The organism is Streptomyces sp. NPDC059524, assembly GCF_042749255.1.
In the GTDB taxonomy this organism is placed as follows: Bacteria; Actinomycetota; Actinomycetes; order Streptomycetales; family Streptomycetaceae; genus Streptomyces; species Streptomyces xanthii.
Window position 1 is genome coordinate 1 of the sequence record NZ_JBHYTK010000253.1, and the last position, 7,261, is coordinate 7,261.

A 7,261-nucleotide genomic window follows, 5' to 3' on the forward strand; every position below is an offset into this window, starting at 1 on the left:
GTGCCCCATCGGGGAAATGCGACGCGAAGCGTCTGCATTTCAGGGGCGCGGGGAACTGCGCGGCCCGCCCCCACCGGGCCCGCAGGCGACGAACCAACGACTAGGCGCGGCTGCGACCCCGGCGTGCCATGCCCACCGCACCCGCTCCGGCGATGAGCAGGGCGATCGCCCCGCCCGCCACGTACGGCGTCATCGAACTGCCCCCCGTCTCCGCGAGGTCAGCCTCCTTCTCCGGCTTCTGCGCGGCCTCGACCGGCCGTTCCCCCTTCTCGGCCTGCGGCTCGACCTCGGCCGGCTTCGGCGCGGCGACGGCCTTGGGGGACTCGCAGGTCGCCCCGGCGAGGGTCACCTCGCCCTCTACCTCGGCCACGTTGAGCTTCAACGGGTTCACGGAGACCTTGAGGTGCAGCGCGGAGGCCGCCGCGGTCGTGGAGGTCGTGGACTTCTCGGAGAGGGTGAGGGAGACCTCGCCGACCCCGGGCACCTTGACCTCGGTCGTCCCGCCGGTGGTCAGCGTGACCTTCTTGCCGAGGATGGTGACGGCCCCGAGGAGGTTCGACTCTGCGACGGGCGCCTGGCCGGCCACGCAGCGGGCCTTGGAGGTGACCTCGTCGACCTCGATGAGGGAGAGCAGCGGCAGGCCGGGGACGTGGACCTTGGCGTGGGCGAGCTGGGTGAAGCCCTCGGCGGTGCCGTCGGCGACGGTCGCCCTGGCCTTGGCGACGTCGGCGCGCAGGACGTTGATCGGCTGCCCCTTCTCGACGCCGTCCAGGTTCACGGTGAGGGCGGTCTTGTCGGCGCTGGCGGGCGCCTGCACCTCGTTGAGCGAGACCTTGAGCGGGACGTTCACGGTCTTGTTGAGCAGGGAGACGTCCAGGCCGGTGCGGAGCACGACGGCGGAGGCCTTGCCGCCGCGGTCGCCGGTGGCGGCGGCCGGGCCCGCGCCCGCGAGGAGGACGGGTCCCGCGGCGAGCGCGGTGGCGACGGCGGTCGCGGCGAGACGGCGGAACGTAGTGGTGCTGGACATGCTGGTGGGACCCCCAGGACGGCGATGAAGAGAAACGACGTGACACACGAGGTCGACGGCGTGCCGTCGGGGTGGGCGCGCACAGGGACAGGGCGCGGCACCGCCGACGGCGTCGACCGGTCATCGGTGAGGGAATCTTTACGCACTGAGAGTGAACGGGCCACCACCTGAAGTGAGTTCACTCCAAAGGGGGGTTTCCGCGCAGGTGCTCGATTTCAGCGGGCTCGCCTGTTCGCCGGGGTCACCCGGACAGGGGTCGGCCCCGGCGCGGACGCGGGGTGCACAACGAGTGCGCCCCGGCGCGCGTCACGCCGCGTCAACCGACGACGTTGCCCCGGAGCACGATGCGGCGGGGTGCGGCGAGCGCCGCCACGTCGGTCCGCGGGTCCGTGCCGTAGACGACGAGGTCGGCCGGGGCGCCCTCCTCGAGGCCGGGGCGGCCGAGCCAGCTGCGGGCGTTCCAGGCGGTCGCGCCGAGGGCGTCCACGGCGGGGAGGCCGGCCTTGACGAGCTCGGCGACCTCGCCCGCGACGAGGCCGTGCGCGAGGGAGCCGCCGGCGTCGGTGCCGACGAACACCGGGATGCCGGCGTCGTAGGCGTTGCGCACGGTGTCGTAGCGGTTGTCGTAGAGCCGTCGCATGTGGGCGGACCAGCGGGGGAACTTCTGCTCGCCGCCCGCGGCGAGACCGGGGAAGGTGGCGATGTTGACGAGCGTGGGGACGATCGCGACGCCGCGCTCGGCGAAGAGCGGGATCAGGTCGTCGGTGAGGCCCGTGGCGTGCTCGATGCAGTCGATGCCGGCCTCGACGAGGTCGCGCAGCGAGTTCTCGGCGAAGCAGTGGGCGGTGACCCGGGCGCCGAGCCGGTGGGCCTCCGCGATGCCCGCCTCGACGGCCTCGCGCGGCCAGCAGGGGGTGAGGTCGCCCGCGTCCCGGTCGATCCAGTCGCCGACGAGCTTGACCCAGCCGTCGCCGCGCCGGGCCTCCTGGGCGACGTAGGCGACGAGGTCCTCGGGCTCGATCTCGTGGGCGTAGTTGCGGATGTAGCGGCGGGTGCGGGCGATGTGGCGGCCGGCGCGGACGATCCGGGGCAGGTCCTCGCGGTCGTCGATCCAGCGGGTGTCGGAGGGTGAGCCGGCGTCGCGCAGCAGCAGGGTGCCCGCGTCGCGGTCGGTGAGGGCCTGCTTCTCGGCGGTCTCGGCGGGCACCGGCCCGTGCGCGTCCAGGCCGACGTGGCAGTGGGCGTCGACGAGGCCGGGCAGGGTCCAGCCCTCCACGCCGGTCACGTCGAGGCCCGCCGAGACGGGCCGGTCGTAGGTGATCCGGCCGTCGACCACCCACAGTTCGTCGCGTACGTCGTCGGGTCCGGCCAGGACCCGGCCCTTCACATGGAGCACCGCGCCATCACTCATGGACCAAGCCTATGAGGGGGCCGGTTACGCTCGTCAGCGGCATCACCGCCGAACCCGTGAGCGAAGAGAGAGCACCACCGTGACGCACCCGTTTCTCGATCTGGCCCCGCTGAGCGCCGCGCACTTCGCCTCCGTCGAGGACCGCGTGGCCCGGCTCATGGACACCGAGCAGGACGTCGTGATCATGCAGGGCGAGGCGCTGCTCCCGCTGGAGGGCGCGATCCGCGCCGCCGCGGGCCCGGGCACCGTCGCCCTGAACGTGATCACCGGCCCGTACGGGCAGACCTTCGGCGACTGGCTGCGCGACTGCGGCGCGACCGTGCACGACCTGGCGGTGCCGTTCCACACGGCCGTCACCGCGGAGCAGGTCCGGCAGGCCTTCGCCGAGCACCCCGACATCGACTTCGTGTCGCTCGTGCACGCGGAGGCGGCGACCGGCAACACGAACCCCGTCGCGGAGATCGGCGAGGTCGTGCGGGAGCACGGCGCGCTGTTCTACCTGGACGCGGTCGCCTCGATCGCCGCGGAGCCGGTGCTGCCGGACGCCTGGGGCGTGGACCTGTGCGTGATCGGCGCGCAGAAGGCGATGGGCGGCCCGGCGGGCGTCTCGGCCGTGTCGGTGAGCGCCCGCGCCTGGGAGCGGATGGCCGCCAACCCGCACGCGCCGCGCCACTCGTACCTGTCGCTGCTCGACTGGAAGCAGCGCTGGATCGACGGCGGCCGCAAGGCGCTGCTGCACGCTCCGGCGCAGCTGGAGATGCTGGCCCTGGAGGCCTGTGTGGAGCGCATCGAGAGCGAGGGCCTGGAGGCGCTGATGGCCCGTCACGCGAGCGCGGCGGCGGCGACCCGCGCCGGGACGCTGGCGCTGGGCGGCGGCCTGGAGCCGTACGTGCACGAGGCGCGGGACGCGGCGCCGGTGGCCACGACGCTGCGTGCGCCGGCCGGTACGGACGCCCGGGACCTGGTGGCGAAGGCGCTGGCGGCGGACCCGGTGCTGCCGCTGGTCGCGGGCGGTGGCGCGCTGGCCGCGGAGATGATCCGGGTCAACCACTACGGGCCGCAGGCCACGCGCGGTGTCGTGCAGTCCTCGCTGGCCGCGCTGGGCGGCGCCCTCGCGGAGGCCGGGATCGAGGTCGACCTGGAGGCGGCCCGCAAGGCCGTCGCGGCGGCCTGGGAGTAGTCCCGGCCCGCGCGCACGCCCGTGCGCGCGAGCACGCGCACAGGGGCGCCGTCCTTTTCGGACGGCGCCTTTCTTATTTTCCCCACACATTCGGGGACATGATTTCCGCATTATTTATCAGAGCAGCTTCCCGTACTGCTTCTGCCCGCTTTCCCGCGACGTAAACACTAAGATTTCAACAACGGGATCCAACGGAATTCGGGCGGGTTCCCGACGCGTTACGACCCTGTGACGCACTCCACATCGACGGCGTTATACCCCTTTCGCACCGCGCAAATCCCGACATACCGCCGAAGCCTCACGCGCGTACCCACCCGCGCGCGATAACACAGATCAGGGCCGTGCGTAACCCCTTCTCCGGATGCAATCCCAAAAATTGCTCGGTAAATTCAATTCGCATGACCGCCGCACAAGCGCAATTCCAGCTCGACCATCCCGGAGTGGCCGACGGCGCCGCGATCTGGCGTATCGCTCGTGACTCCAAGGTGCTCGACCTCAACTCCTCGTACAGCTATCTGCTGTGGTGCCGGGACTTCGCCGGCACCTCCGTGGTGGCGCGCGACGAGACCGGTGAGGTCGCCGGGTTCGTGACCGGCTACTTCCGTCCCGAGCGCCCGCGGACCCTCGTGGTCTGGCAGGTCGCCGTGGACCACGGCCACCGCGGGCACGGTCTGGCCGGGGCGCTGCTCGACGGCCTGACCGCGAAGGTCAGGGACTCGGGGCGGCAGGTCACGACCGTCGAGACCACCATCACCCCGGACAACACGGCGTCCCAGGCGCTGTTCCTGTCCTACGCGCGCCGGCACGGCGCCGGAGTGGAGCGCCAGGTCCTGTTCGACGCGGGCCTGTTCCCCGACGACGGGCACCTGCCCGAGGAGCTGTACCGCATCGGGCCGCTGGCCTGAGCACCGCCGCACCACCCGCCGACCCCCCGCAACTTCCCTCCCTCAGAGGAGCTTTCGCTGTGACCATCACCCAGCCGGACCTGAGCGTCTTCGAGACCCTTGAGTCGGAGGTGCGCAGCTACTGCCGCGGCTGGCCCACCGTCTTCGACCGGGCCCAGGGCAGCCGCATGTACGACGAGGACGGCCACACGTACCTGGACTTCTTCGCGGGCGCCGGCTCGCTGAACTACGGGCACAACAACCCCGTGCTGAAACGCGCCCTGATCGACTACATCGAGCGGGACGGCGTCACCCACGGGCTCGACATGTCGACCTCGGCGAAGCGCAACTTCCTGGAGACGTTCCAGAACGTCATCCTGCGCCCGCGCGACCTGCCGTACAAGGTCATGTTCCCGGGCCCGACGGGCACCAACGCCGTCGAGTCCGCGCTGAAGCTGGCCCGCAAGGTCAAGGGCCGCGAGTCGATCGTGTCCTTCACCAACGCCTTCCACGGCATGTCGCTCGGCTCGCTCGCCGTCACCGGCAACGCGTTCAAGCGGGCCGGCGCCGGCATCCCGCTGGTGCACGGCACCCCGATGCCGTTCGACAACTACCTGGACGGGCGGACCCCGGACTTCATCTGGTTCGAGCGCCTCCTGGAGGACTCCGGCTCGGGCCTGAACACCCCCGCCGCCGTGATCGTCGAGACGGTGCAGGGCGAGGGCGGCATCAACGTCGCCCGCGCCGAGTGGCTGCGCAAGCTCGCCGACGTGTGCGAGCGCTGGGACATGCTGCTCATCGTCGACGACATCCAGATGGGCTGCGGCCGCACCGGCGCCTTCTTCTCCTTCGAGGAGGCGGGCATCACGCCGGACATCGTGACCGTGTCCAAGTCCATCAGCGGGTACGGGCTCCCCATGTCCCTGTGCCTGTTCAAGCCGGAGCTCGACATCTGGGAGCCGGGCGAGCACAACGGCACGTTCCGCGGCAACAACCCCGCGTTCGTGACGGCCGCCGCCGCGCTGGAGACGTACTGGACCGACGGTCCGGCCATGGAGAAACAGACCCTGGCGCGCGGCGAGCAGATCGAGGAGACCCTCGCCGCACTGCGCGCCGAGTACTCCGACGACATCGTCGAGTACCGCGGCCGCGGCCTGGTCTGGGGCTTCGAGTTCCGCGACAAGGAGCGGGCCAACAAGGTCGCCAGGCGCGCCTTCGAGCTCGGCCTGCTCATCGAGACCTCCGGCCCCGAGGGCGAGGTCGTCAAGCTGCTTCCGGCGCTGACGATCACGCCCGAGGAGCTGGAAGAGGGTCTGCGCACGCTCACCCGGGCCGTGCGCGAGACCGCCTGAGAAGTTCCACGCACCACGAGGAAAGGCAGCAACTCACCGTGATTGTCCGTTCGTTCAAGGAGATCGAGAACACCGACCGGCACGTGAAGTCGGCGTCCGGCACCTGGGAGAGCAAGCGCATCGTCCTCGCCAAGGAGAAGGTCGGCTTCTCCCTGCACGAGACGATCCTCTACGCGGGCACCGAGACCGACATGTGGTACGCCAACCACATCGAAGCGGTGCTGTGCGTGGAGGGCGAGGCCGAGCTCGAGAACCGGGAGACCGGCGAGAAGCACTGGATCGAGCCGGGCACGATGTACCTCCTGAACGGCCACGAGCGCCACACGCTGCGGCCCAAGACCGACTTCCGCTGCGTGTGCGTGTTCAACCCTCCCGTGACCGGACGGGAGGACCATGACGAGAACGGTGTCTACCCGCTGCTGACCGAGCCCGAGGAGGTCTGATCCCGATGACCGTGCTGAACTCCGCCCCTGGCGTCGCCGACCTGTACCCGACCCGCGGGAAGACGGAGGTGGCGACTGCCCGGGTCGACCCCGTCGTCTGGTCGGCGCCGGACGCGCGCGGTCCGATCCGCCAGTCGGACCTGGCGGGCTTCGAGCGCGACGGCTTCCTCGCCATCGACGAGCTGATCGGTCCGGACGAGATCGGGGTCTACCAGGCCGAGCTGGAGCGTCTCGTCAACGACCCGGCGATCAAGGCCGACGAGCGCTCGATCGTGGAGAAGGCCTCGCAGAAGGTGCGGTCGGTCTTCGAGGTCCACAAGATCAGTGAGGTGTTCGCCCGGCTGGTCCGCGACGAGCGCGTCGTGGGCCGGGCCCGGCAGATCCTCGGCTCGGACGTGTACGTCCACCAGTCGCGGATCAACGTCAAGCCCGGCTTCGGGGCGAGCGGCTTCTACTGGCACTCGGACTTCGAGACCTGGCACGCCGAGGACGGTCTGCCGAACATGCGGACGGTGTCCGTCTCCCTCGCCCTGACGGAGAACTACGACACCAACGGCGGGCTCATGATCATGCCCGGCTCGCACAAGACGTTCCTGGGCTGCGCCGGTGAGACGCCCAAGGACAACTACAAGCGGTCCCTGCAGATGCAGGACGCGGGCACCCCGTCCGACGAGGCGCTGACCTCGCTGGCCGACGAGTACGGCATCCGGCTCTTCACCGGCAAGGCCGGCTCGGCGACCTGGTTCGACTGCAACGCGATGCACGGCTCCGGGGACAACATCACGCCGTACCCTCGCTCGAACGTCTTCATCGTGTTCAACAGCGTGGAGAACACAGCGGTGGAACCCTTCGCCGCCCCGGTCCGCCGACCCGAGTTCATTGGAGCGCGGGACTTCACGCCGGTGAAGTAGGCCTTCTGTGGTGCTGCGGTGACGGAGCGGGGCGGGGCCTTCAGGCCCCGCCC

7 protein-coding genes are annotated in these 7,261 nt (G+C 70.7%); 5 read left to right on the forward strand and 2 right to left on the reverse strand.

The window, feature by feature from the left end:
• Positions 1–100: 100 nt before the first annotated feature.
• Positions 101–1,027: an SCO1860 family LAETG-anchored protein gene (locus tag ACFW9D_RS37190; RefSeq protein ID WP_188339642.1), complete on the reverse strand. Its 927-nt coding sequence runs from the start codon at positions 1,025–1,027 to the stop codon at positions 101–103.
• A 316-nt stretch (positions 1,028–1,343) separates the two neighbouring features.
• A complete protein-coding gene (locus ACFW9D_RS37195; protein WP_188339641.1) occupies positions 1,344–2,438 on the reverse strand; it encodes an amidohydrolase family protein in 1,095 nt (364 codons plus the stop codon).
• 79 nt (positions 2,439–2,517) lie between these two features.
• Here ACFW9D_RS37195 and ACFW9D_RS37200 point away from each other — a divergent pair, with 79 nt between their 5' ends.
• The 5 genes from ACFW9D_RS37200 (at position 2,518) to thpD (ending at position 7,208) form a co-directional block, all read left to right on the forward strand.
• On the forward strand, positions 2,518–3,618 hold the full coding sequence (locus ACFW9D_RS37200; protein WP_384629799.1) for a pyridoxal-phosphate-dependent aminotransferase family protein: 1,101 nt from the start codon (positions 2,518–2,520) through the stop codon (positions 3,616–3,618).
• 398 nt (positions 3,619–4,016) lie between these two features.
• Positions 4,017–4,523 (forward strand): diaminobutyrate acetyltransferase, encoded by a 507-nt coding sequence (ectA, locus tag ACFW9D_RS37205; RefSeq protein WP_188339639.1) that lies wholly within the window; start codon positions 4,017–4,019, stop codon positions 4,521–4,523.
• A gap of 59 nt (positions 4,524–4,582) precedes the next feature.
• Positions 4,583–5,854: a diaminobutyrate--2-oxoglutarate transaminase gene (gene ectB, locus ACFW9D_RS37210; RefSeq protein ID WP_188339638.1), complete on the forward strand. Its 1,272-nt coding sequence runs from the start codon at positions 4,583–4,585 to the stop codon at positions 5,852–5,854.
• Positions 5,855–5,892: 38 nt separating this feature from the next.
• Positions 5,893–6,297 carry an ectoine synthase gene (locus tag ACFW9D_RS37215; protein WP_188339637.1) on the forward strand — a complete coding sequence of 135 codons (405 nt, stop codon included), beginning with the start codon at positions 5,893–5,895 and terminating at the stop codon, positions 6,295–6,297.
• Between the two features lie 5 nt (positions 6,298–6,302).
• A complete protein-coding gene (gene thpD / locus ACFW9D_RS37220; RefSeq protein WP_384629802.1) occupies positions 6,303–7,208 on the forward strand; it encodes an ectoine hydroxylase in 906 nt (301 codons plus the stop codon).
• The last annotated feature ends 53 nt before the right edge of the window (positions 7,209–7,261 follow it).